Here is a 25,410-nt window from a genome sequence, read left to right as displayed (position 1 = left end):
CAATTTGGTTTATTCATTCTCTTACTTTACCACATCTTGCTTTTTAGGCACTCCCACGTTATCAAAAAGCTTGACATAGAACCCGCCTTGCTATATAGTCACAGTTCGTTAAAGATGAGGCTAATTAGTGCTTTCCCCCTCTTTTCTTTTTTCAAACCACAAGGGGATTTTATTACGAGGTTTAGCATATGGCAGCCAAGTCAAAACTGGTTATAGTGGAAAGCCCTACCAAAGCCAAAACTATTGGCAAATATTTGGGTAAGGGCTATACCGTCAAAGCCAGTTATGGGCATGTACGCGACTTGCCTAAGAGTAAATTAGGTGTAGATGTCGAGCATGATTTTGTACCCCAATATCTTATTCCGCGCGACAAAAACGCGGTTGTTAAAGACTTAAAAAAAGAAGTTAAAGCTGCCGATGAAATTTTGCTGGCAACTGACCCTGACCGTGAAGGTGAGGCGATTGCGTGGCATTTGCTCGGAGCTACCGGTTTGAATATCCCTGAAAACGGCAAGCGTATAGGGCGTGTTGTTTTCCATGAAATTACTAAAGATGCCGTTAAGGAAGCCCTTAAACACCCCCGTGATATTGACATGAACCTAGTGAATGCACAGCAAACCCGCCGTATTCTGGATAGGTTAGTGGGTTACAAGATTAGCCCTATATTATGGAAAAAGGTGAAAAAGGGCTTGAGCGCTGGCAGGGTGCAAAGTGTTGCAGTGCGCCTGATTGTTGACCGCGAACGTGAAGTAGCTGCATTTAATCCTGAAGAATATTGGACTATCGAAACCGATTTCCGGGTTGAGAAGACTAAAAACCGCAAAGCTGCTCAGTTTCACGCCGCTCTTAACAGCATAGATGGGCAAAAAGCTTCTTTGAAGACTGAAGCGGAGGCAGCAGCAGTTTTAAATGAACTGCAAGGCGCTTTATATTGTGTAAGTGATATTCGGCAACGTCAGATCAGCCGTTCCCCTTCTGCGCCTTTCACTACCAGCACTTTGCAACAGGAAGCTAATCGGAAGTTAAATTTTACCAGCAAACGCACTATGGGGATTGCTCAGTCGCTTTACGAGGGCGTAGAACTGGGCTCAGAGGGTGCTTTGGGTCTAATTACCTACATGCGTACCGATAGCACCAACGTAGCCGTTATAGCGCAGCAGGAAGCACGTCAAGTAATAGAGGCAAAGTACGGCAAAGAATATATGCCGGAACAACCTCCGTTATATACCCGCAAATCAAAAAATGCGCAGGAAGCGCATGAAGCGATTCGTCCTACCAGCGTAGCCCGCGACCCGGACAGTCTCAAACCATTTCTAAGCCCTGAGCAATATAAACTGTACCGTCTTATCTGGCAGCGGTTTCTCGCCAGCCAGATGGCTCCCGCTCAACTAGATAGTACCTCAGTGGATGTGAAGGCTGATACACGCCCCATTACCGAACTGGCGCAATGGCGTTATCTTTTCCGCGCTACTGGCTCGGTAATCCGCTTTGCAGGCTTTCTGGCGGTTTATCAGGAAGGTGTGGATGAGGACGCAGGAGAAGATGAATTAAGTAAAAAAGCGCTACCTTCTCTTGAAATTAAAGAAATTCTTGAGTTGGTACAGCTATTGCCGGAGCAGCATTTTACCCAACCTCCCCCGCGTTATACTGAAGCTAGTTTGGTGCGGGCGCTCGAAGAAATGGGTATAGGTCGTCCAAGTACTTATGCGCCTACACTCAGCACGGTTCAAGAACGTTACTATATCACCAAAATTGAGAAGCATTTCCAGCCAACTGAACTTGGTATGCTTGTTAATGACCTGCTGGTAGATTTCTTCCCGGATATTGTGGATATTAATTTTACCAGCCAAATGGAAGATAATCTGGATGAAATAGCGGGCGGTCAGAAGCAATGGCAGCCGGTATTGGCTGAGTTCTACAAGCCCTTTGAAATCACGGTAACACGTGCTGAAACCGAAATGAGTAAGGTAGAGCTTAAGCCTGAATACGCCGGGGAAGATTGTGAAAAGTGTGGGCGACCCATGCTAATTCGTATGAGTAAATTTGGTAAGTTTATAGCTTGCTCTGGTTTCCCGGAATGTCGCAATGCCAAACCTCTATTGAAAAGCACTAAAGTTGCTTGTCCCCAGTGCCAGCATGGCGAAATATTGGTGAAAAAAACTCGCAAACGGCGTATTTTCTATGGTTGCTCTCTCTATCCCGAATGCACTTTTAGCTTGTGGGAACGTCCAATTTCACAGCCTTGCGCGGAATGTGGCAATCTAATGGCTATGAGTGGGCGTAACCGGGCGAAATGCACGAGTTGTGGTACAGTAATAGATTATGAAATTCCCGAAGAGGAACAGGAGTTGCCGTTGGTACGAATTATCCCTTCCGTTATATCTGTTACAGATAAAGCGGTGAGTTAAGTGGAGCGCAATAATTTGACTTTACATAATTCAACCCGAATACAAGCTACTACTATATTGGCGGTAGTACACAATGGTCAGGTAGCTATGGCGGGTGATGGTCAGGTGACTTTCGGTGAGATGGTATTAAAGAATACTGCTCGTAAGATTCGCACGCTCTACAACGGACAGGTGTTGGCGGGTTTTGCCGGAGCAGTTGCTGATGCGCTCAACCTTTTTGAAAAGTTTGAGAGTCAGTTAGAGCAATATCATGGCAACTTGCGTAAAGCAGCCGTTGAGTTGACCAAAGAATGGCGTACAGACCGTATGCTGCGTCGCCTCGAAGCTCAATTGCTGGTAGCGGATAAAAACACTGTGCTGATTCTCTCAGGAGATGGTGACGTGGTAGAACCGGACGAGAAAATTGCGGCTATCGGTAGCGGTAGTTCTTATGCCCTTGCTGCTGCTAAAGCCTTACTGCGGAATACCGAACTGGATGCTGCCCAAATTGCCGAACGCGCCTTGCAGATTGCAGGTGAGATGTGTATTTTTACCAATACATATATCACAGTAAAAGTAGCACCACCTCCTGAAAGTGAAGAACAAGAAGATTCTGAAGAGCAGGAAGACGAGGAATTGAGCGGTAGCAGTTATGATGGGGGAAGCATTTAAACTAAAAATCGGCTTAGGTGAAAAACTATAGCCGATTCTAAATATTTCAATAATTTTAATTTGAGGCTTCTAAAGCCTCTTTTTATTCCTACGTTTTTAGGCTACTTTTAAGGGTAAGAGTGTTTTTAACATTTGTTGGGCTATCCTTACGCTAAAGGGATACTAAATGAGAATGTGCTGCCTTTACCCTGAACGCTTTCAACCCATATACTACCACCATGCCGCTCCACAATTTCTTTACATATACTTAAACCTAGCCCGCTGCCAAGTTGACTACCTCGTATTCTCCGCGCTTCCTCGTCCTGTACCTGATAAAAGCGTTCAAATATACGACTGAGATGTTCAGGCGATATACCTATTCCACTATCGGCAATACTGATAACTGAGAAATCACCCTCTATTTTCAGTTCTACCATGATTCTACCGCCTTGTGGGGTAAATTTAATCGCATTTTCAAATAAATTACCGATTAGTTGAGTAAGTCGCATCTCATCGGCATTTACAACACAAGTATTTTCAGGGAGTTGTGCGGTTATCAACCTGATATTCTTAGCGTAAATCATCGGCTTTATATTATTTATAGCCTTAAGCATTATATCGGAAAGCGAGATAGGAACTAAATCTACGCTAAAACGCCCCGCATCAGATCTAGATAAGTCTAGGATATCTTCCGCCAATTTCTTTAACTGGTTTACGCTTACTAAGATGCTGCTTATAAATTCTTGTTGCAGTTGATTTAATTCGCCTGCTTTGCCTTCCGCCAACATTTTAGTAAAACCGTTTATTACATTAATTGGGTTGCGTAATTCATGCGAAACCATAGAAACGAAGTTGGTTTTCAGCTGTTCCACTTCACGCAGCGCAGTTACATCTCGCATAGTAGCGACTATATTGGTTGTGCCTTCTGCACTTAGCACCGCGCTCCAGTTAGCGGAGACTATACGGCGCACGCCTTTTTGGTTATCGAGGCGAATTTCGTGATGTAATAATGGCTCTTTACTTACCAGCGTTTTGGTTAACGGGCAAGCAATTTCGCAAAGTAAATTACCCTCTTTGTCCTGACAGCGCAATACTTCTTGGCATTTCTTGTCAGCTTCTTCTGGTTTTGCCCCAATGAAAGAGCCAATTGTCGAGTTTAACCGCAACACATTAAATTTATCGTCAATCAATATGATTCCATCACTACTATTACCGAAAATTGCCTCAAGGCGTTCTCTCTCTTGTGCGGTTTGTCTGAGTAATTTATGCTCTAGCTTTGACTGAAGCTCTAATTGCGCCACTTGCATAGTGACCAATTCGTGTAGCAGAGCGTTTTCGATTGGACCAACAGCTTGGTTAATAATGTCGCTTATAAGAATCAGATCATCATCTGTGTAAAGATAATCCTGTGAAGTGCCAATTTGAAGCAAACCGGTGCAATGTTTGCCATACCAGAGTGGCATTAATACACCGGAGAGTAATTGGCGAGAATTATAGCTTTCAATAATACTGCGGAATCGCGGGACTTTGTAATCTAGTTCGTTGATAGGCACTGCATTTTGCAGTGTGGTTGCAATTTCACTGAGGCTTAAACCTATTGAGCCAAATTTTAACTCAGGCAGTTCGTTGCCGGACGTAAAATCATGCTCTAATTGGCGATATAGTCCGTCAGACCCAAATATCTGGATATTTGCCCAGTTAAAATCTAGGTGACGGTGCAGTTCAATGACAGTGTTGCTCAGCACCGCGGTTAATTCCAGACTGCTGCTGGTTACTTTCGCAACTTGTCGTAGAATAGTCAGGTGTTCGGCTTTGCGTTGGCTGCGTCTTAAGATACGCGCTTTTTCTAGGGCAATTGCCGCTTGACTAGCCACGATTACCATTAGTTGTTTATGATACTGCTTAAAGGGCGTATTCTGGTAATTGGCAATGGCAATAAAACCGCTTATCTGCTCATCTAATTTTGCAGGTGTAACCAATAGAGCGTTAGGTAAATGACCTTCAAGGCTTCGAAACCGGTTGAGTGAGAAGTCATTATCATTGGCATCTATCACCAATTGCCGACCATGCTGGAGAAGCCAATTTAAAATTGGTTCGGTGGCATTCCAGCTTTCTGGGGCATAATAAACGCTATGTTCTACATGCAGTTGAATTTCAAAGATGTTGTGTATTTCATCGAATGTAGCAACATACAAAGCGTCAAAATCAATTAGTTTGCCAAGATAATCTTTTATTATAAAGAGGAGATTGCTTGTATCTAAAGTGCTGGCAAGCCGTAATGCGATTTCGCTCAGGTTGGTCATTTCCTGATTGCGCCGCGCTGCTTCCTGTTTCAGACGAGTATTTTCAGTAATATCACGTACCAATAAAGAGATGCCTCTGACACTTTCATTTCCATCTCTTATTGGAGCGAGCGTTACTGAAAGAGAAAGAGTTGAGCCGTCTTTATGCCGTTTTTCCATAGCAACATTAGCCAGAGTGACCCCCTGCTTTACATGTTCGAAAAGCGCTTTTTCTTTGGCGGCATCTCCGGCGCTGTCTATAAACTGCCCTGTAATTTCCTCAGCGCTATAGCCAAATAAAGCTTCTGCGGCATCGTTCCATTCTTGTACCCGACCTTCAAGGTCTAATTCTACTAACGTATCACTGAGGCTTGTTGTTAAAAGGTTTAAATACGAGTGCATTTCTTGGGATTGCTGGTGTCTTTCAGTCAATTCCAAGCCCTCACTTAGTCTCTCCCCAAGTTCTTCAAGCAATTCAAGCTCGGATGTGGTAATTCTATTTTCGAGGGTTTTGCTAAATAAAGCTACAATACCCCAGTTGTGGTCTTTCTGTTTCTGACCAACTGGGATAAGAATAATCGATTTAAAGTTTTGTGATTCTACTAAATTTCGATAATCTTTCGGTAGGAACTGGCAATTTTCGGTCAAACAATGGTGTATTTTTTTGATATTAGCTGCCAGAATACTCCGGTGTAATATTAAAGGAGCCGCCAACGCTGACCCGTAAAAGGAATTATCCTTGGGTCGCTTACCGAAAAGAAGGAAGGCGCTTTCGCTATTCTTAAAGTTTGTTTCCACCCATTCGAGAACTCGTGTTATTAAGCTCTCGCGGTCTGTAACATTAGACGTTATCTGATTTATTTGTAATTGGCTGGCTAACCTACTGGACTGGCGCAAACTAGCATCCGAGTGAATCAGTTTGGCGATACCTACCGCTTCCTGATCAGCCATCTCCTCCAATAGTTGAAGATGTTCGGTTGTAAATGCGTCAAATCGGGGACTGGTAACGGTGATAGTGCCAAGCACCTGTTTTTTATGCAGAAGCGGCACACACATTAGTGAGGCTATTTTATCATTACCGATTCGGAGAAATTCCCCTGTTCGGTTTACGTCTCCACAAAGGAAAGATTGTTTGTTGGCAGCTACATGACCGGCGATACCAACATCCAACTTGAATCTACTCTGCCGCAATTTGCCGGGAGCAGTTACACGTGAAGAAGCACGAGTAACCAGTTCTCCAGATTTCTTGTCTATGAGCGCTATAGTACAATGTTCCGCATCCAGCAAATTTAGGATGCGGTTAATAATGCCGCGTAAAGCAATTTCATATCGCGCCGGGTTGACCAGTGATTCTTCCTCTTTTCCTGTGGAAACGATTATTTGTGATTCAATATCCTGCATTGTACTTCCATTATTTCTAGCGTAGCTTGTGGCAAGCCTCGGCTTTTCCTAAAGGAGGTTTTTCAATATAACCCATTAATGATTTCAAGAATGGTTATTTTACTAGTTCTCCGTTCTGAACCTTACGGAAGCGGTACCCACTGCCTTTTACAGTTTCAATATAAATAGGTTGTGCAGGATCAGGTTCAATTTTAGTGCGTAATCGGCGGATATATACATCAATGGCGTTACTTTCGCCTTCATACTCATAGCCTAGCGCCTTTTCTGCAATGCTGTCGCGTGTAACAACCTTACCGGCATGTGCCATAAGGCATTCGAGAATTTTCATTTCAGTGGGTGTTAAAATCACAGCTTTGCGATGAGGCAAGGTGACTTTCAATTCACGCATCGCTAGTTCTACATCACCTACTTTAAGATGGCTCTGTACCAATTCACGAGGAACCCGCTCAACCCTTCTCAGCACTGCTTTTACTCTGGCAATAAATTCCCCCGGTTCAAAAGGTTTTACAATATAGTCATCGGCGCTTTCTAACCCTTCAAGTTTATAGGGCAGCCGCCCTTCACCGGTTAACAGAATCACGGGAATATCGGGTTCCACCTCGGCTAGTTTCTTGCTGAATTCTATACCATTACCATCGGGCAAACCTTTATCAACAATAATCAACCAAGGGGTGCTATTTTTCAGTATTGATTCTGCTTCACGGATGCTTTCGGCTTTAGTTACATTATAACCCTCACCTTTAAGTAGAAACTCTACCATTTTAAGTGTCATCGGGTCGTCTTCGATTACTAGTATATCCATATATTTCCTCCGGGTATTTGTACTGTTACGTTTTAGTGCTTTTGAGCGGGTTTTTACTATTTTAGACCTAAAGACTTGTCTAGAAGTATGATATAGCTAACAAATTTATATAGATTATATGTAGGGTTAACATCCCATTAACCGCCCTGCCCTTGACTTAAATAAAATTAATATTCATATCATTAATCAGCATTGTATTTGAAATATTTGTCCGAAACCCGTCAAATAACGGTTATTTTAAGTCTTTAAATCTTTGTTAAAACATCTACTATAAATGTTCTGTAAATATTTTAATGTCTAACTATTATCTAATCAGAAAAACCTTAAGAAATACATTACGAAACATTACGAAACAGTCAAATGTAATAATCTTGTATTACAAATCCAGTCAAGCCGCCTTTTTAGCTTTTTACGATGCGTTACTTTTGCCCTCTATCGTGTCATTCAACCTAAAATTCATTGCAGCCAAGCGTTTCCATACTGTAATGTTGGGCTAACTTCGGGGCGACTTTATACCACATAACATAGGTTTGAGTATAACCATAGAGTAAGAGGGAAGGCGGAACTTCTTCCCTTTTCTCAGATTAATAGTGTTAATGACAATTGTTATTAGTTGTTGCTCCAAGTTTCCAAACATGTAATACCCTGACTTCATTGTCATATTGCAAATAGGCTGTAATGAAATTCTACCATATAAAATGACATTTATTAATAAATTTGGGATGTAGCACAGATTAATGATTTATTCTTTTTTTTATGCTATCCTAAGAAAAATTGAGGTGTTTTCGCATTGCACACACAAAAGAAGGATCGTGGAAATGGAACAAAGCTCTTCAAAAGTTCACGGGCTGGATCAAACTAGACATATCGGTAACCGCCCACAGATTGAACGCATCAACCTATCCCTACTGGTTTACTGGGTATTATGTACTGTGGTAGGTTTGGCTCTACTCTGGAATGATATTTCAAGTTGGCGTATTGCAACTGCTTGGCGAGATTATGGGTGGTTAGCGTTGATTGCATTGGTAACAACACTACTTTCCCAAATCCCCTATATGATGATTTCGCGAAGCGGTGGTCGTAAGATAGCGCCAGTTTCCTCAATTATTTTCGTGATAGTGAATGGAGCTATAGAAGTCTTTATCTTTCTAGGGTGCTATAGCGTGCTGTTTAACCTGTCAAAATTGGTGTTTGGGGACTTAAATATTATCAACTTTATCTTTGGAGTAATAGGCTTTGTATTTTATAGCGGGTTTATCCATGCCTTTTTCTGGGCTCGCTTGATTCCGCCGCATTTTAGCTCTGACCCGAAATTGCAAACCTTGCGACGGATGATGCCGCTTTTTTCGGCTACTATCGTGATTATCTGGTGCGTTTATTACTATTTTACCTCCGATATTTGGACGGTGGTAGCGTTACATGCCTTAGTTGACGCGGTGCTGATGTTCTGGGTACGACCTTCTATTTTACTCGCGCAACGTTTCTCGATTTAACATGGTTTTTCCCAACTAAAGCCCGATTTTGGGGCGCGAGTTGCTTTAGAGATTTTTAAAATTCTTCTTTTCGAGAAGCTCGATAAGGAGGATTTTTCATTCATTACAACTTTTTTAGTAAGATTCGATAATAGAAAGCTAACTTGTAGTATTTACTACGTACTATTTGCCCTTTGATTTCTTATGATAAAACGAGTCGATAAAATATCAGGAGGACAAAATTACATGTTAAATGATACCCGCTTCATTCGAGCTTGCCGTCGGGAATCTACCGATGCTACTCCGGTTTGGTTTATGCGTCAGGCAGGTCGTTATATGCAGGAGTACCGCGCTATTCGTGAGAAAGTTAGCATGCTTGAATCGCTGCGTTCAGCGGAACTGGCTTGCGAAATCACTCTCCAACCTATCAACGCTTTTGACCTTGATGCCGCTATCATTTTCGCCGATATTTTGACCCCCCTTATTGGGATGGGCATCAATTTGGATTTTGTTAAAGGCGAAGGTCCACAGATTGATAATCCGGTGCGTACCACTCGTGATATTGATCGGTTGGCTACTCCCCCAACCGAAGAGACCATGCCATTTGTTCTCGATGCTATCCGTATGGTTACAGCAGAACTGAATCCCCGCAACATCCCTTTAATTGGCTTTATAGGCGCACCCTTTACGCTGGCGAGCTATGCCATTGAAGGCGCTGGCTCTCGCAACTACGAGTTCACTAAGGCATTAATGTATTCTGAGCCGGCTGCTTGGAAACGTTTGATGGATCGTATTGTTACGATTTTAAGTGATTTTATGGTAAAACAGGTTGAGGCAGGCACTTCGGCTTTACAGATTTTTGACTCATGGGCAGGTGCGCTCAGCCCGCGTGATTATGCCAAGTATGCCGCGCCCTATAATAAGCAACTCATCGAAGTAGCCAAGAAAACCGGAGTGCCGGTAATCTATTTTAGCACCGGAACTGCCAGCTTACTTGAAGAGATTCGAGGGATGGGTAGCGATGCCATAGGGGTAGATTGGCGTATTCGGTTGGACAAAGCATGGGAAGAAATCGGTTATGACAAAGCCATTATGGGTAATCTCGACCCTGTTATGCTCAAAGCGCCTTGGGATGAACTTCAGGCTAATACTGACCTGATTTTGCAGCAAGCCGCTGGACGACCCGGTCACATTTTCAATCTTGGTCATGGCATTTTGCAGGGAACTTCGGTAGATATGGTACGCCGCTTAGCAGATTATGTCCATCAGCAAACTGCTAAAGTGGAGGTAGCACTGTGACAGCAACACAAACCTCGACTATAGGTGTGCTGCTAATGGCTTATGGTGGTCCCGGCAGCCTTGAGGATTTGCCGGGCTATCTTGCCGACATTCGCGGTGGCAAGCCTACTTCTAAAGCCGTCCTGAACGAAATGATTCGCAATTATACTCAGATTGGCGGCAAATCTCCCCTTCTGGATATAACCACAAAGCAGGCAGAAGCGCTTCAAAATGAGCTAGGGGATGGCTATAAGGTATATATTGGTATGCGTCACTGGTCACCTTGGATGGAAGAAACCGTTCGCGATATGATCAATGACGGAATCAAGAAAGCTATTGCGATTGCCCTTGCCCCTCACTACAGTAGTATGAGTGTGGCAAAATATCAGGAAAAAGTACGCGCTGGACTGGCAATATTTGGCGGAGACATCGAATTTGAATTTGTAAATAGCTACAATAGCGCTCCAAAATATATTCAGGCGTTAGCAGAACGAGTTCAAGAGGGCTTGTCACGTTGGGATATTTCAGAGCGTGATAGCGTTCATGTTATCTTCAGCGCCCACAGCCTACCGGTACGCATTCTCAAAATGGGTGACCCTTACCAAGATCAACTTTTCGAGACCGCTCGCTTGATAGCAGCAGCAGCGGGTTTGCCGGAAAGCCAGTGGAGTTGGAGTTATCAGAGCGCCGGACGCACCCCAGAACCATGGCTTGGCCCACAACTTGAAGAACATATTAAGGCTCTGGCGGAAAAAGGTATCAAAAATATTGTCAGTGTTCCGGTCGGTTTCGTCTGTGACCACGTAGAACTCTTATTCGATATAGACATCAAAGCGCAGGGATTAGCACGCAGCCTAGGCATACGGTTGGAGCGCCCACCCGCGCTCAATCTTGACCCGCTTTATATCGGCGCTCTTGTAGATTTGGTAAAGGAAAGAATACCTAATTAATTCGATTGCCAATCCGAAAAAAGTTAGATATATTTTGGTGAAAAGGTTCGGCTGAGAAATTATTAGGTAATTAACATCCTTTGTGTGCTGTGAGAGGAAAGCTCTTGTTCTCTTCTCACAGCATATATTTATAATTCAAGATAATACCCAAATTCAAAGTTATGCGCATATTAATTTGCGAAAAACCTGTATGATTTTTCATTGCAGGTAGCTAGAGTCACAGCGAAAATTTGTTAAACATGGCAAGATGCTATAATATCATCAAAAAATAAAAGTTAGCCATTTGTTACATAAGGCTTCTTGTATTTAAATCTTTGGGATTATGGTGTAATCGCTTGTTTGGGTGTATAATATTGGCTAATGCGAGAATGTATCGCTTCTACCTGCGGCAAATCCTGTGGAGGAGTTTTAATAGTAGTCATGGCTGAGATCAGCAGGTCTATAGACATTGATGCTCCAATTGATGTGGTTTTTGACTATGTCACTAACCCTAACAACACTGTTAAATATTCCCCTCAATTCACGAAATTTATACCGGTTTCCCAACTTGTGCAGGGTTTAGGCGCAAAAGTGGAAGCTGCCGGTAATTATATGGGTATGACTATCAAAACCATACTTGAAGTCACCGAATTTGAACGCAACAAAAAGTTTGTTTCCCGTAGTACGCATGGTGTTAAAAGTGTTTCAACATGGGAATTCAGCGTAGTTGGTACTGGTAAGACTAAAGTAAAATTTACCAGTGATTATTCGTTGCCGGGTCGCGCTCTAGGTTGGCTATTAGACAAAATGCTGATTGAGAAAGATGTAGAAAAAACCACCGTTGAGACTCTGGTAAACCTCAAACGCATTCTAGAGAATAAGCCGAATTTGCGCCCCGCTGAACCGGCTCACTGGTAGTTTGTTGACTATTTAGATTCTCCCGTGTTATTATTTATCTGTACGCGCCAGTAGCTCAGTGGATAGAGCGTTTGCCTCCGGAGCAAAAGGTCGGTGGTTCGAGCCCACTCTGGCGTATTTTTTTATTTTTAACAGGAGTAATGCCCTCTTGAGTTTTACTTATCACATGGTTCCATGTGAATATTTTGAAGCGCAGCCACAGGATAAACCATATCGCCCTGAGCCAATGGTAGATGGGCGAGAAGAATTTATTCACTGTACCGATGGTGAGCAAAACCTAGCCGATACGGGCAATCGCTTTTATAAAGGTGATCCACGTTCTTTTTATGCTCTATTAGTAGATTTGGAAAAGTTGACTGCACCTTTTAAATATGAGGATTCCGCCCGGATATTTCCCCATATATATGGCGCATTGAATCGGGACGCGATTATAGCGGTGTTATCTTTCCCACGCGCCGAGGATGGAACTTTTCTGCCTCCCGCCTGAGTACGGTATGAAGCACGGTAATGAAACAAACCAAAAAATTTGGAATCCTGCTAATTCTAACTCAATTGGCTTTTTTGCTAGTTGGTTGCGGAACAGATACTCTTGCCAGAGTTACCTCGGAACAGACTATTGCTGCTCAAAATCCAACTGATACAACCAACCCACCAACTGTTTCAGTTCCCCTAATAGCTCCTACCGTCACTGTACAACCCACTTCTGCTCCTGAAGCTGTTTCTACACCCGGCGATCAACAAGCCCCAGAACTGCCAATTCAGGCAATGGCTTTGCCGGTTCTTTCGGATTTGCCCCGACTGAACGGAGTTCCAAAAATCCCGGCGCTGAATCCGCTCCCCCGCAATTCACAACCAAGCCCTTTGCTTAAACAGAATTTCGGGCTGAATAATACTCCTCTTGTGGCTCTTCAGGTTGGGCATTATCAGATTGAGCAACTCCCTGACGAATTTGCCAGTCTACGTTCCCAAACCGGGGGAAGCGGTGGCGGTATTCGTGAAGTGGATTTGAATCTGGAGGTCACAAGACGCGTGGCTGCTCTGCTTACTACGCACAGTATCACAGTTGAAATATTGCCAGCCACAGTACCTGAGGAATACACTGCCGATGCTTTTGTAGCTATCCATGCCGATGCTTCCACCGGAGAGAGTGCCAGCGGCTATAAGATTGCACGCAGTCGTTTTAGCGCTATCCCTACCACGGATGATGCACTCGTAGGAAATATTTTTGATGCTTATGGAAAACTTACGAGCTTAGGGGTAAGCGATAATATTACCCGTAATATGACGGGCTATTATGCTTTTAATAATCGGCGGCGCGTAAATTCGATTAGCAAAATTACTCCCGCTGCCATTATCGAAATGGGTTATCTCACCAATTCCTCCGATCGAAAAGTATTACTCAATCATCAGGAAGCGGTTGCACAAGGGCTTGCTGATGGCATCATAAATTTCCTCGATGCGCGTCCACCGTTGGCGCAACGAGAAAAGCCCCAAGATCGCGTGACTGCTCTGATAGTTAATCAGGATAATATACCTGTTTATTCCGAACAAGGTATATTACTTGCCTATCTTTCAAAAGGACAGATATTCGAGAATTATGAAGTAAGAGGAAATAACTACTCGGTATTAATTCCGGTTTTACGGCTTTCCGGCTACCTGAAAAAAACTGAAGTTACCGTTACAACAATTTCTCGTTAACGTCTCCTCGCTGTGTTACGCCACCCATATCCTGAACCTCGGCGATAGCCTTTCCCCTTTGAGCGTCTGGATTCGCCATGATGCTCGAAAAAACTCTCCCTGCGCTTTCCGAAGTGCAATGCCCTTTTCAGGTTTGTGCTGGTAATGTCCAGAAAAAAATGCAATGTATCGCTACACATCATTCCGGCGACCAGAAAAATCAGATAGGGAAACGCGCCGGGAACCCAATCGAAAACAGTTTCCCGAACGCTAGATTGAATTGCTGAACCTAGAAAGTAGGTTAGTAATATCGGCAGCCACAACAAATATACTATCCTTAAAACTGTGCTGATTATCGGAAAATGCGAAAAAAAGCTCCGATGTGCAAAGGCTTTCTGGTAGGGCCACCAATAGAAGCGCAAAAGCCCCCAGCTTTCATATCCATCACTTTCCAGATCTAAGTCAGGATTCATCAAAAAAGTGGCGAAAGTGTAACCACCCCAAAATACTGTACATTCTAGGGGGGTGCGGTGGAAATGTAGATAGCCCGCTCCAGTTAACGGTACGCTGACAAATGTATTAATTGTTCGATGGGTAATACCCATTGGCATGTTTTTTCTCCAACAATCGCGATTATTAGAACTAAAATGCGTATCGGGATTATAACATGCATTAGTACATTCGAAAAATTTGTTAAAATCCATCTTGCTTCCTTTCGCTTTTAGCAAATCGAAGCTTTTGCTTGTTTTGTTATTCTCTGAAAAACTTGGGTTGAGGTATAGAGGTAAGCAGCAACAGCTTTAGTTGTGTTAAAATCTTTTTGAACCCAGTCAAAAATGTTCAATAATAAAGAGGATTTCTATGTTCAAAAAAGCAGGCAAAATTCCAGCGGAGCAAATAATCAAAAAATATATAAATCTGTTCCAAGACACAAAAACTGAGAAGAGCGCAATATCGGCAAAACCTTCGCTCGGCTTGAGCGCAGGGTCATATGAATGGGTCTTAAAAAATAAAATGGATTTATATATCAAAGGATTGCCCGATACAGTACCTGAAATTATCGCAGAAAATTGTCGGGAACTGTTTAAAACAGCGGTAGGAGACCTGCTAGTTCTGGGACAGCTACAGGAAGTCAATATAACCATCAGCACTTCAAAGATTGAAGAAAAGCCCATTTTTACCCCTCCAATATCTGACGAGAAGATTGTACCTAATATCCCAGAAGATGAAGATAAGGAAAATTTCAAACCCGCCCGGAACAAACACAACGCACAAAAAAAGCGAGTCACCGATGAGATAACGTTGGAAGAACGCGCATCCCAATATAAAGCCCACCTTCCGCTCTATTCCTTCAATTTTTTATCCCTTCCGGAGGAATTAAAAGAAACCTTACTTTCTTCTATTGATAGTATTCGGTTGGATCACAAAATTTTCTACGAATGGAATCTACGGGCAATTGAACCCAATCCCCGTACAGCTTTAAATTTCTTTGGTCCTCCCGGAACTGGCAAAACTTTGGCGGCCCATGCCCTAGCCCATTATCTGGGAGTACCCATCCTAACAGCCAGTTATAGTCAGATTGAAAGTAAGTATCACGGTGAGGGACCAAAAAATGTGGAGGCACTCTTTTTTGCAGCCCAACGGGATAAAGCAGTCCTGTTTATTGATGAAGCAGATTCTTTACTTTCAAAAAGGCTGACCGAAGTAACACAGGCTTCGGAACAGGCAATTAATGCTATTCGCGGTCAATTAATGATATCGTTGGAGCTTTACCAAGGGGTGGTTATTTTTGCCACAAACCTGATCAAAAGCTATGATCAGGCTTTTGAAACGCGGGTACGCTATATCCATTTTCCGATGCCTGATGAAAAGAGCCGCCGGGAAATTTGGGTGAAGCATTTACCCAAAGAGCTTCCGTTGGGGCAAGATGTGTCAATTGACGAACTAGCCAAGATTGAAGATGTTTGCGGACGTGATATAAAAAATGCAATTATTGATGCAGCAATACGGGCAGCCCGCCATAACCGAGTTTTCGTGGGTCAGCAAGATTTGCTCAACGCAGTAGAGCGAATTAAGGTGGCTCGGATTTCCGGCACTTGAATCGCGGGAATGGTAGGACTTTCATTCGTTAAATTGAGAAATCGAACCGTATTAAGGTTCGGATAAGCTTAATTATCCGAACCTTCTTCTAGGTTCAAACAGCCTTAACGCCGCCTTTGTACTAGGCGTTCTTGAGTCGTCTTCTTATACCTGTTTCCACTATCTAAGTAATTACCAAGTTTTTTAATATCCAGCTATCCTGTTTGGTATATAATATCAGTCGGCAAACTTTCAAACATGTTCAAACAGAAGGAGCTTTTCTCGCAAATGTCTGATGAAAAGAAGGTTTACGGACGCAAACTAGACCCGCGCCCAATCCAGAAGGGTATGACGGTGGCACAGATGGTAGATGAGCATTTGTTTGCCTATAATGCCGCCCGTCTGCGCGAAGCCTGCCAACTTTTGGCACGCAAGGTGATGCAACCCGATGTGACGGTTGGGGTGACTCTTTCCGGTGCATTAACTCCCACTGGGTTGGGTTATTCCGCACTCGTCCCATTGATAGAGGGTGGCTATATAGACTGGATTATTTCAACAGGCGCGAACCTATACCACGATATACACCGCTCTCTTGGGTTTGAGCTTTTCCAGAGTACCCCTTTTACCGATGATTTGGCGTTGCGGGAAGAACATATCATTCGCATCTACGATATTCTTTTCGATCAGGAAGTGTTGCTGAAATCCGATGCTTATCTACGCGAGGTGATGCGGTTGCCGGAGTTTCAGAAGCGGATGAGTACATCAGAATTGCACTACGGGTTGGGTAAATACTTACGCGAGCGGGAAAAAGTTCTGGGCATTGAATATCGCTCTGTGTTAGGGGCAGCTTACGAGGCTGGTGTACCGATTTATACCTCCAGTCCCGGCGACTCTACTTTGGGTATGAACGTCGCCGCGTTACAGTTGATGGGGCTTGAGATTGGATTCGACCCAGAAGCGGACGTAAATGAGACAACCGCGATTGTATATGATGCCAAAGCAAAGGGCGGCAAAAGTGCGGTGCTGATATTTGGCGGCGGTAGCCCCAAGAATTTTATCCTGCAAACCGAGCCACAGATTCAGGAAGTGTTGGGTATTGCCGAGAAGGGTCACGATTACTTTATTCAGGTAACAGATGCGCGGGCAGATACGGGCGGTCTATCCGGTGCGACTCCCTCTGAGGCTATGACATGGGGTAAGGTTGACCCCGAACAGTTGCCGGACAGCATCGTTTGCTATTTGGATAGTACGGTGGCAATTCCTGTTATGGCTTCCTATGTGATTGACCGCGCACCCCAGCGTCCTCTCAAACGAATTTACGACCACCGCACCGAATTGGTTTCCAACTTGCGCGAAACCGCTCGGAAACATTACCTTTCACAAGAAGGCAGTTAGTAGAAATCAGATTTGTGTATGCTCAAAAAAAGCCCGATCAGCTAGACCGGGCTTTTGCCATTTAATGGGTTTAGCATATAGAAAAGGGGGAAGTGGCGCGGCATGCAGGCGCGGGTATTTTTGTGCGCTCCGCGTGCGTAACTCCCTCCTAAATAGCAATATCTATCTTGCTTTGTTGCTTTGCCTGAACTTGACAGAACAATCCGAGTGAATTAAGCTTACTTGCGCTGGTTTCAGCCCGATTATTTGGACAAAGCTTGTGTTCTATTGGCGGTTTATGCCTTTACCTCACTAACAATGCTTTCCTTTGATTTACACTTAATCTTAAAATAAACCACCCGTACCCTTCGGGCAACCGCTAGGAATATCTGAATTTATTTCTGGCAGTATGTTGGCAGTTATATATGAGAAGCGATTTATATCTGGATTTATTTTTAAAAGAAGATACCCACTGGTGGCATGTGGGGAAGCGAATACTCATGGAGCAACTGATTCGCAAATACATGCCGCATTTGCAGGAAAACGCAAAGTTGCTGGATGTTGGTTGTGGCACAGGGCGTATGCTGGATATGCTTGCCGGCTTCGGAACACCATGGGGCATTGATATGTCAGAGGAAGCGTTAGATTTTTGTCGCCAGCGCGGGTTCTATAATCTACTCCGTCACGACCTGAACCAACCTTTCGATTTTGATTTTAATTTTGATGTTATAAGCGCGTTAGATGTTATTGAGCATCTGGAAGATGATTTGCAGGGTTTGAGAAATCTCAGGAAGGCGCTGAAGCCGAACGGTATTTTAATAATTAGTGTACCATCGTACCAGTTTATGTTCAGCTATTGGGATGTGGCGCTTGGTCACAAGAAACGTTACACTCTGAAAAGCCTAACGAAAGTGGTTGAGTCAGCCGGATATACTATTGTTAAGAAGTCCTACACTAATACTTCGATACTGATACCAGCGGCAGTGATACGCTTTTTAAAAGGGTTAGCTGGTAGAATAAATCGCAAAATATATGCTCGCTTGCTTTCAGAAGATACCGATTTTACCGCCTTGCCAAAACCGCTCAATGATTTTTTAATAAGCCTATATAATATTGAAAACCGATTGGTATTGACGAAAGGCTTGCCGGTGGGGTTATCGGCACTGGTGGTATGCAAGCCTGACCTATCCAATTAAAAAGTTTAAACGTTGAAACATAGCGCGGAAAGATTAGTTGGCAGAAATTACTTCACAGATACCGCAGAACGCTGAGCAATTTTCCTCCAAAGGGCGGGTCTTTCTAAAGCATCTATTTATAATAATTTTGTATCTGGTGGGTGCGCTGGTATTTACATTGCCGCTTGCCTTTAATCTTTCCAACAAGGTGATTTATGCTGACGGTGAGGATGTGTGGGTACACATCTGGCATATTTGGTGGGCGCGTTATTCCCTCTTTGAGCAATTCATCAATCCTTTCTATACTCGATTAATCTATCACCCGGTGGGAGTGGGTCTATATTTCCAGCCACTTACGCTGCCCAATGGAATCCTTTCTACTCCATTCCAATATCTGCTAGGGCTAATTCCCGCTTTCAACCTGCTCTTTATTTTTAATGTAACGTTGGCGGGCTATACCGCTTTTTTGTTGGGTAAATATCTTAGCGGGAGTAGCGCCGCTGGGCTGGTAACTGGCACGGTTTACGCTTTCTCGCCGTTAGAATCGAGCTTGTTGGATTTGGGGCAACTTGAGCAAATCTCTATCGGTTGGTTTCCGCTTTTCCTGCTGTTTTTCCTCAAGTATATGCGACAAGAACGCCGCTCACGCCTTAACCTGACTTTGGCAATCCTGTTGCTGTTGCTGGTCTCAATGGTGACGTGGTATCACGCTCTGTTTGCATGGCTGTTCTGTGGGTTATACCTGCTTTTCAGCCTGTTAATTTCTTCCGGTTGGAAAGCGCGTTTGGCTGAGATAAAGCGATTCGCTCTTTTATTTGCCATCTACGGGGTTTTGATTGCTCCGGTATTGCTGCCGACTCTGGTTTCAACCAAAGAGAGCGGCAATGCGGTTGAGCAACCGCTTCTAACAATCGCTTATAACTCCGCTACCTTGCTAGGTTTTGTAGCTCCGGGTCCGTCGCCTATCTGGAATATTGCCGGATTTAGTGGCAATTATCAACAGAATTATCTGGGTTATGTGGCACTGATACTAGCGGCAGTGGGGGTATTTACGGCTTTCAAGAAATACTGGTTCTGGCTGGCAATCGCTGCAATTTTTCTGCTGCTCTCTTTTGGTCCTGCTCTGCAAATTACTGCCAATCCTGAACTGACTCAAGCCGAATTTGATAGCTTGCTGCCCATGCCTGCACGTCTGCTCTACAGTTTGCCGCTGGTAAATATCAGCCGGGTACCAGTACGATTTATGCTGCTAGTGATGTTAGCGTTAGGAGTGCTGGCTGGCGTGGGGGTAAAGTGGCTGCTGGCACGGGTTACGCTTTCTAGCGGTAGAAAATGGCTTTCGGTGGTATTTACTACGCTAGTGGTGGGGTTAATCTTTCTCGAATTTATGCCTGCGCCGCGCAACCTCGGCTCTACCGATATTCCCGACTTTTACAACCAACTTCAAAAAAACGGGAATACCGCCATTATGGAATTACCTGCCAAAGCGATAAGTCGCTCGATGTATTTCGAGACTTCCCACCAACTGCCGATTGTGGGGGGGTATATTGCCAGAGCGGTTTCGTATGAGCTAGATAATGTGCCGGGAATACGGGAGTTGCGCTTTTTGCGCTTGCCCTCTTTCCAGCGCGATATTATAGACCTGACTACGCTTTCCAATACGCCCGCTGCCCTGCGTTATTACAATATCGGTTATTTGGTTTTGCATCCTTCCTACCTGAAAACAGAACCGATTAACCGGATTTTACGTACTACTATTGGCAGCGACCAACCCTGCCTTGATATTCCGGCGCAAGATATTACGGTCTATTGTTTGCCCCCAGAAACACCGGGTAAATCGCCCGCTTCACAAATAATGCTCAATTTGGGGGATGGCTGGCTCGACCGGATAGTGACCGCTACGGGCGAAGTACAGCGCACTACCTCTGGTGGAGATACCCAATTGGTAGTCTTTAATCCTTCTCGAATAGAGGTGAACCTAGAATTAACCGCGCTGGTAAAAGCTTTGGGAAAAGCCAATACGCTCCGGTTATTACAGAATAATAATCCGGTGGGAGAAGCCAATACTGAGCTGGAATTCGTCACAGTTCATTTCAACCTTGCGCTCAAGCCGGGCTTGAATACGCTGATTTTTCGGGCTGTTGGCGCAACTGGGCAGCAATTTGTTTTTGGTTCAATTAATCTAAATCCTCTGAACTCCTGAATCCTACCGTTCGCCAAATTTGAAACTTCCTATGCAATAAGCGGGTCAAACTTCTACAAATGGCTTCTATTGCTACAAATAAAATAATGGCAATAGAAACAAGTTTAGCCTATAATACAGGGAAAATTGACCGACACAATTTATAGGGAGAAGGCGACTATGGACGAGAAAACCGATGAGAAACGAAAAGCAGAAGAAAAGAAACCTGCTGAGGAACGGCGAGAACCACCTCGTCGCCCACAACCTCCCACTAATTCGGGAGAGCTTGGCGAGCGATTAAGTTCGTTGTGGAACGGGGGGCTTTTCAAAGGGCTTAATAATTTGGTAGGCTATTTGGACGAGTTGGCAGACCAAGCTGAGCGTATGGGCGCACGCTTTACCGACCCGGATGCCGGAGAGGAAAGCTCTGCACCGCGCCGCCGCAGTAGTAGTGACAGAATATCTCATTTTGAGGCAAGTGGACGCGCCCGTTCGAGTAACTTCAAGCCAAATGTTTACAATCGTAGTAATGCTTCAGCACCGCGTAATGCGCCCACTCGCCCTGCTGCCTCTGATCCAGTACCGGATTCGACCACCCGCGAACCGTTGGTAGATATTTTTGAGGAGGAAGGCAGCATAATTGTGTTGGTGGCAGAAATGCCTGGCGCAAACGAGCAAACCATCAAAGTGGAGATTGTTGGTGACATTGTAAGTTTGAGGGCTGCCGGACAAAATTGCCGTTATGAAAAAGAATGTTTGTTGCCCGCGCCGGTACAAAGTGAACCTGAGAATCGGCGGTATCGTAATGGCGTTTTAGAAATGCGCCTAAAACGCGCTTAAGGAGTAGTTGATGAGCACCGACCCCTTGTTTAACGAGTCACTCTCGCTGCCGTCCAGTGCGATTGAGTATTATGTAAGCCAATATCTGGCGGCAACCTTCCCCGGCAAAGCGATGATTCAAAGCGATAACCCTTTGTTCAGCTTGGAGAAGTACGAACAAGCCGGACTATGTAGCATGATTCCCAAACCAACCGTGCTGAGTCAGGTTATCACCTACTGGAAGGGACCAAGCAAGCGACTGGCAGATAAGGATCGCAGTGACTGGTTTAACTTTAGCGCTACCTTTGCCTCCAACGAACCACCCCGTGAAGCGCTTACTTCTCGAATTAAAAACGGCTGGTTCGAGATAACTTGGGAAGGTTATAGCCTTGAGGTGATACTGATGTCTTGGGGTGAGGGCTTTTCGCGGGGCTATCACTACTGGATACTGGCGGATTTCAAGGAAATTGCCGAGAATTTCTATGTGGCGGTATGCGAATGGAATATCGAAATCCGGGGCGAAATGCTGGTTTTTGATGCGGGCTATTGGCATAAGGATGAAGACCTATTCCGAGATATTAAAGGTTCAACTTTTGATAATTTGGTGCTGAAAGGCACGCTCAAGCAGGACATCAAGGAGGATTTGGAGCATTTCTTTGCGTCACGTTCTACCTTTGAACATTACAATATCCCGTGGAAGCGCGGCATTTTGTTAGTTGGTCCTCCCGGTAACGGCAAAACCCATGCGGTTAAAGCTTTGATAAATGCGCTCAATAAGCCCTGCCTTTATGTGAAGAGTATCAAAACCCAACGTTCTGATGACGAGGAGAATATTAGCCAAGTGTTTGACCGCGCCCGTAAAACCGCGCCCTGCGTGCTGGTGCTGGAAGACCTCGATTCGCTGGTTACGGCACAAAACCGCTCGTTTTTCCTCAACGAGATGGACGGTTTCGCTGCCAATGCTGGAATCGTGACTCTGGCAACTACTAATCACCCGGAGAAATTAGACGCTTCTATTCTTGATCGCCCCAGTCGCTTCGACCGCAAGTACCATTTTGACCTACCCGGTGAGAATGAGCGATACGCCTATATCGAGCTTTGGAATAAGCAATTGCAAGAAGAATTGAAGCTTTCGGAGGAAGCGGTTCACGAAATTGCCGAAATGACCGATGGCTTTTCATTCGCTTATCTTAAAGAATTGTTCCTATCCTCGATGATGCACTGGATAGCGCACCCTCAACCGGGCGCAATGCAGGGCGTAATGGTTTCGCAGGTTTCGATTTTGAGCGACCAAATGGTGAGCGTAAATGTTACGCCTGAGCCGGAAGATACTCGCCCAAACGGACAAACTTTCCCGCTGGTGTGGGGACATAAGCCTAAATAGTGAAAACATGCTACTCGAAATAACTATTAAATAACGCTGGTAATTGATATAAAATGAGCGATACAACCGATATTTTCTTAAAAGACGACTTATTATCGCCTGAGCCGGATGAATCCGGCAAAGTTCCAAGCATGGTTCTACGGGTGATTGAAGCTGCCCCGCGAGATGCCGCCCGTAGCATTGCCCGGATTGACCCGAATGATATGAAGCTGTTAGGGCTGGATGTGGGCGATATTATCGAGATACGCGGGATGCGTAATACCGGCGCAAAGGTGATGCCTGCTTTCCCCCCAGAACGTGGCAAGCGCATTATCCAAATTGATGGGCTTATTCGGCGCAATTGCGGAACGTCTATTGATAATAGCGTGGTGGTGAAAAAGGTCGAAGCGAGTATTGCCAAAACTTTGGTTTTATCTCCTCCCGAAGATGGTACACCCTATCGAGAGAGAGGTTCTCAGCATCTGCTCTATATAAAACGATTGCTGGAAGATTTAATTGTGGCGCAAGGCGATGTTGTGCGGGTTAACCTGTTTGGCAACAATCAGCAGGAATTTATGGTGTTGGGTGCTACTCCCTCTGGCGTGCCGCTCAAGGTAGGACCTGCTACTGCCCTACGCATTCATACGCAACGCACCGAAAAGCAACAACGCGCTCCTCGCCGACAAGGTGGGGTAACTTACGAGGATATAGGCGGGCTGAGCAAACAATTGAGCCGAATCCGCGAGATGATAGAGCTACCCTTGAAGTACCCGGAAGTGTTTGAGCGGTTGGGAATAGACGCGCCCAAAGGAGTATTGCTATATGGTCCCCCCGGTTCTGGCAAAACCCTGATTGCGCGAGCGGTAGCGAACGAGACCAACGCTTTTTTTATCAGTGTGAGTGGACCCGAAATCATTCACAAGTTTTACGGCGAAAGCGAAGCGAATTTGCGTAAGGTTTTTAGCGATGCCGCTACACGCGCCCCCAGTATTATCTTTCTGGATGAGATTGATGCCATTGCCCCCAAACGCGAGTCGGTGATGGGCGAAGTGGAAAAGCGGGTGGTAGCCCAATTGTTGTCGCTCATGGACGGGCTGAAGAGTCGTGGGCGCATTGTGGTCATCGGCGCAACCAATCTGCCCAATCTCCTTGACCCTGCCTTGCGTCGTCCCGGACGCTTTGATAGAGAAATATCTATCGGTGTGCCGGATCGCCCCGGACGCGAGGAGATTCTCACTATCTACACTCGCAGTATGCCGCTGGCAATGGATGTGGATGTGCCAAAGTTGGCGGCGATAACGCATGGTTTTGTAGGGGCTGATTTGGAAGCACTCTGTCGCGAGGCGGCTCTTAGCGCCCTGCGTAAGATTATCCCCGATATAGATTTCGCCAACTCTACTATTCCCTATGAGGAGTTGATGAACCTGACGGTGGATATGAGCGATTTCATATCCGCGCTAAAAGAAATCGAGCCAAGCGCGGTACGCGAGGTTTATACCGAAGTGCCGGATGTTTCTTGGGAAATGGTGGGCGGTTTACAGGAAATAAAAGATGCCCTGCGCGAAGCTGTAGAATGGCCCCTCAAATATGAAAACCTATTCCGCAACACCAATACTACCCCGCCACGCGGTATTATGCTATATGGACCACCGGGCGTTGGCAAAACCCTGATTGCACAGGCGCTTGCCAGCGAAACTGAGGTGAACTTTATCTCTATCAAAGGACCGGAATTGCTCAGCAAATGGGTGGGCGAGAGCGAGAAAGCGGTGCGCGAAATCTTTAAGAAAGCGCGGCAAGCTGCGCCGTGTCTAATCTTTTTCGATGAAATAGATGCGCTTGCTCCGGTGCGAGGTTCACGGGTGGATAACGGTGTTTCCGAGCGAGTGGTAGCGCAATTACTAACCGAGATTGACGGAATCGAGGGTTTGAAGGGCGTAGTATTGTTGGCGGCAACCAATCGGGCAGACTTGGTTGACCCCGCGCTGTTGAGACCGGGACGCTTTGACCTAAAAATTGAGATTCCCGCACCCGACCTCTACGCACGCCGCCAGATTCTAGAGGTGCATGCTCGCCAAAAGCCGCTGCAAGATTACGCCATTCTGGATAAACTGGCGCTTGAAACTGAGGGTATGGTGGGCGCAGACCTTGCCGCGCTGTGCAATCATGCTGCGATGGTCGCTATCCGTCGTTGTGTGACTGAATTTGAGGGAAGCGGTAGCGCGAATGAAATGTCGGAAGCTTTAATTACCGATATTGATTTTGAAGTGGCGTTAGGCACTTTGCGCCGCAACACGCTGCCTTCTTAAAGAGTTGATGGAATGATAAAAAGCTATTCCGGCGTGGCGGTTTTGCGCTCAATCTTGGTCTCGCTGCTCAGAAAATGCGAGAAGGGGCGCACCAATCCCCTAGCTCATTTTTGTAGATGAACCGATGAAATTGGTGTTCAGCCGTAGCGTTGAAAAAAGAAGAAAAATAAGCGGGGACAATAAAGGCATAAACCCCTATAACAATTTATTTCCGTAATTACTCAGAGAAAAGCAGACTTTTGCCAGCCTTAAGGTTTACTGGGAGTGCCTAGTAATGCAGAGTAGAGTATAATTGCTTCGAGAAGCCAAGAAAAA

At 45.0% G+C, this 25,410-nt stretch carries 18 protein-coding genes and 1 tRNA gene; 16 read left to right on the top strand and 3 right to left on the bottom strand.

The features are described from left to right. The first annotated feature begins 188 nt into the window (after positions 1-188). Together topA and hslV are read left to right on the top strand one after the other, a co-directional pair. On the top strand, positions 189-2,408 hold the full coding sequence (gene topA / locus WCK19_RS16155) for a type I DNA topoisomerase (RefSeq protein WP_342398431.1): 2,220 nt from the start codon (positions 189-191) through the stop codon (positions 2,406-2,408). A 15-nt stretch (positions 2,409-2,423) separates the two neighbouring features. Beyond that, positions 2,424-3,059 carry an ATP-dependent protease subunit HslV gene (gene hslV, locus WCK19_RS16150; protein ID WP_342398430.1) on the top strand — a complete coding sequence of 212 codons (636 nt, stop codon included), beginning with the start codon at positions 2,424-2,426 and terminating at the stop codon, positions 3,057-3,059. Between the two features lie 146 nt (positions 3,060-3,205). Here hslV and WCK19_RS16145 read toward each other — a convergent pair whose 3' ends face one another. After that, the gene (locus tag WCK19_RS16145; protein ID WP_342398429.1) at positions 3,206-6,721 is read right to left on the bottom strand and encodes a GAF domain-containing protein; all 3,516 of its coding nucleotides are present in this window, start codon (positions 6,719-6,721) and stop codon (positions 3,206-3,208) included. Positions 6,722-6,815: 94 nt separating this feature from the next. Beyond that, positions 6,816-7,523: a response regulator transcription factor gene (locus tag WCK19_RS16140; protein ID WP_342398428.1), complete on the bottom strand. Its 708-nt coding sequence runs from the start codon at positions 7,521-7,523 to the stop codon at positions 6,816-6,818. 818 nt (positions 7,524-8,341) lie between these two features. On the opposite strand from WCK19_RS16140, the gene WCK19_RS16135 reads away from it, so the two are divergent. The 7 genes from WCK19_RS16135 (at position 8,342) to WCK19_RS16105 (ending at position 13,818) form a co-directional block, all read left to right on the top strand. After that, positions 8,342-9,016, top strand: coding sequence for a hypothetical protein (locus WCK19_RS16135; RefSeq protein WP_342398427.1), 675 nt, complete (start codon positions 8,342-8,344; stop codon positions 9,014-9,016). 225 nt (positions 9,017-9,241) lie between these two features. Beyond that, on the top strand, positions 9,242-10,294 hold the full coding sequence (gene hemE, locus WCK19_RS16130; protein WP_342398426.1) for a uroporphyrinogen decarboxylase: 1,053 nt from the start codon (positions 9,242-9,244) through the stop codon (positions 10,292-10,294). Beyond that, a complete protein-coding gene (gene hemH / locus WCK19_RS16125; RefSeq protein WP_342398425.1) occupies positions 10,291-11,223 on the top strand; it encodes a ferrochelatase in 933 nt (310 codons plus the stop codon). Before hemE ends, hemH begins: the two co-directional genes overlap by 4 nt. A gap of 420 nt (positions 11,224-11,643) precedes the next feature. After that, the gene (locus tag WCK19_RS16120) at positions 11,644-12,120 is read left to right on the top strand and encodes an SRPBCC family protein (RefSeq protein ID WP_342398424.1); all 477 of its coding nucleotides are present in this window, start codon (positions 11,644-11,646) and stop codon (positions 12,118-12,120) included. 44 nt (positions 12,121-12,164) lie between these two features. Further along, a tRNA-Arg gene (locus WCK19_RS16115) sits at positions 12,165-12,237 on the top strand. 31 nt (positions 12,238-12,268) lie between these two features. Continuing rightward, complete coding sequence (locus WCK19_RS16110; RefSeq protein WP_342398423.1) at positions 12,269-12,607, top strand: DUF952 domain-containing protein; 339 nt, start codon at positions 12,269-12,271, stop codon at positions 12,605-12,607. 20 nt (positions 12,608-12,627) lie between these two features. Further along, positions 12,628-13,818: an N-acetylmuramoyl-L-alanine amidase gene (locus tag WCK19_RS16105; RefSeq protein ID WP_342398422.1), complete on the top strand. Its 1,191-nt coding sequence runs from the start codon at positions 12,628-12,630 to the stop codon at positions 13,816-13,818. On the opposite strand, the gene WCK19_RS16100 is transcribed toward WCK19_RS16105, so the two are convergent. Then, positions 13,815-14,408 carry a metal-binding protein gene (locus WCK19_RS16100; RefSeq protein WP_342398421.1) on the bottom strand — a complete coding sequence of 198 codons (594 nt, stop codon included), beginning with the start codon at positions 14,406-14,408 and terminating at the stop codon, positions 13,815-13,817. The two genes, WCK19_RS16105 and WCK19_RS16100, sit on opposite strands and share 4 nt — an antisense overlap. A gap of 250 nt (positions 14,409-14,658) precedes the next feature. Between WCK19_RS16100 and WCK19_RS16095 the strand changes: the two genes are divergently transcribed. The 7 genes from WCK19_RS16095 (at position 14,659) to WCK19_RS16065 (ending at position 25,095) form a co-directional block, all read left to right on the top strand. After that, positions 14,659-15,897, top strand: a complete 1,239-nt coding sequence (locus WCK19_RS16095; RefSeq protein WP_342398420.1) for an ATP-binding protein — start codon at positions 14,659-14,661, stop codon at positions 15,895-15,897. Positions 15,898-16,164: 267 nt separating this feature from the next. Beyond that, complete coding sequence (gene speY / locus WCK19_RS16090; RefSeq protein ID WP_342398419.1) at positions 16,165-17,271, top strand: deoxyhypusine synthase; 1,107 nt, start codon at positions 16,165-16,167, stop codon at positions 17,269-17,271. A gap of 404 nt (positions 17,272-17,675) precedes the next feature. Then, positions 17,676-18,446, top strand: coding sequence for a class I SAM-dependent methyltransferase (locus tag WCK19_RS16085; RefSeq protein ID WP_342398418.1), 771 nt, complete (start codon positions 17,676-17,678; stop codon positions 18,444-18,446). 37 nt (positions 18,447-18,483) lie between these two features. Then, entirely contained in the window at positions 18,484-20,628 is a 2,145-nt protein-coding gene (locus WCK19_RS16080; RefSeq protein WP_342398417.1) for a hypothetical protein, read from the top strand. Between the two features lie 159 nt (positions 20,629-20,787). Then, positions 20,788-21,447 carry a hypothetical protein gene (locus WCK19_RS16075; RefSeq protein WP_342398416.1) on the top strand — a complete coding sequence of 220 codons (660 nt, stop codon included), beginning with the start codon at positions 20,788-20,790 and terminating at the stop codon, positions 21,445-21,447. A 10-nt stretch (positions 21,448-21,457) separates the two neighbouring features. Continuing rightward, positions 21,458-22,810 (top strand): ATP-binding protein, encoded by a 1,353-nt coding sequence (locus WCK19_RS16070; RefSeq protein ID WP_342398415.1) that lies wholly within the window; start codon positions 21,458-21,460, stop codon positions 22,808-22,810. A gap of 53 nt (positions 22,811-22,863) precedes the next feature. After that, positions 22,864-25,095 (top strand): CDC48 family AAA ATPase, encoded by a 2,232-nt coding sequence (locus WCK19_RS16065; RefSeq protein WP_342398414.1) that lies wholly within the window; start codon positions 22,864-22,866, stop codon positions 25,093-25,095. Positions 25,096-25,410 lie beyond the last annotated feature (315 nt).

This window comes from Candidatus Chlorohelix sp., from assembly GCF_037138995.1.
Taxonomy (GTDB): domain Bacteria; phylum Chloroflexota; class Chloroflexia; order Chloroheliales; family Chloroheliaceae; genus Chlorohelix.
This window is presented reverse-complemented; position numbering and strand designations above follow the sequence as displayed.